We start from the raw sequence: 1,272 nt of genomic DNA, 5'->3' as shown, positions 1-1,272 counted from the left end.
CCATCATGGATCGACCTCGCCGAGATTCGCGTCAACACAACGGAATCACGGTTCGCGGCCTGCCTCAACCGACTTTTGCAACAAAATCGGCCAATTGCAGAAGTCCAGATCACTCATAGCTTCGGCGAACGCTGTACCAGACCTGTGCCGCGCTCCTACGCGCGCCCGCTGCCGATCAGCATCTCGACGCTCATGCGCAGCTTACCGTTCAGCTCGAAACGCGAGAGGCGCGACTGCACCTCCTCGCGCACGGCTTGTCGGTCAGCGGTGGCGAGCCGCAAAAAGGCTTGGGGTATAGAACCGACACCGGCTTCTATCGGCTGCCAATAGTCCTCGAAACTCTCGAAGCTGTCTTCCCGCGTTGTGCGCTCCACGCGGACGTCGCGGAAGCCCGCGCCGACGAGCATGGTTTCCAGCCGGTTCGGGTCGTGCAGCGCGAACGAGAGAAACAGGACATCGCGCAGTTCCGGCAGGAAGCGGCTGAGGACCTCGGCAAGATTACCCCACATGGGTGCCCGATCCGGAGTGGAGATCACGCATATCGCCACGCTACCGCCCTTGCGCAGAACGCGCCGGAATTCCCCGACGCCCCGCGCTGGATCGGGAAAGAACTGCAAGCCGAGCTGGCAAACGACGGCGTCGAAGCTGGTGTCGCTGAACGGTAATGCTTGGCCATCGGCCGCGACCGGCAGAAACGGCGACCCATGCAACCCTGCGCGTGCGCTCGTAAGCATCTCAGGCGAGATGTCCGCGCCAACCACGACGCCCTCGGTGCCGACGAGCGAAAGCGCCATCCGCGCGGCTTCGCCTGTTCCAGTGGAGACGTCGAGGACGCGGCACTTTGGTCCCACACCGGCGGCAGCGAGCACCGCCGGAATAAAGAGCCTCGACCACCGGCCGGTCCACCGCTCGTATGCCGAAGCATCGACCGTCTTACCCGGTGCAGCATGGAAACCGGCCCCGAACGTCGTGCTCATGTCGCCATCCATCAGCTCAGAAGAAGCCTGCACTTCGGCCAGAACCAATTCCAACTGAACCATAGCACATCACGCCCGGCAGGACGTCGCTACGTTGCAGGATTTTGACACGGCCTATGATCGCTGTGGGTCCCTGACGGCCCCGAAACGCGATTTCTGGTCTGCCCCGAACAACGGACATCGTCAGACCGCCCCGGCATGTCTCAAACGGGCCACGAGCGGAAGCACTCCACTGAGTGAGACTTTCGCTTCCAGGTGTAGTCTTCAGCTTCGGGCCGAGGTTGCAGGCAATCAG

At 62.5% G+C, this 1,272-nt stretch carries 1 protein-coding gene; it reads right to left on the bottom strand.

Annotated elements, in window-relative coordinates:
• Nucleotides 1–155 precede the first annotated feature (155 nt).
• Entirely contained in the window at nucleotides 156–1,040 is an 885-nt protein-coding gene (locus A3M7_RS45635) for a class I SAM-dependent methyltransferase (protein WP_049823955.1), read from the bottom strand.
• Nucleotides 1,041–1,272 lie beyond the last annotated feature (232 nt).

The organism is Bradyrhizobium sp. WSM2254 (genome assembly GCF_000472645.1).
Taxonomy (GTDB): domain Bacteria; phylum Pseudomonadota; class Alphaproteobacteria; order Rhizobiales; family Xanthobacteraceae; genus Bradyrhizobium; species Bradyrhizobium niftali.
This window is presented reverse-complemented; position numbering and strand designations above follow the sequence as displayed.

What these genes read in the sequence shown, in the direction of transcription:
- A3M7_RS45635 (WP_049823955.1), bottom strand. Translation starts at nt 1,040, where the DNA reads ATGGTTCAGTTGGAATTGGTTCTGGCCGAAGTGCAGGCTTCTTCTGAG.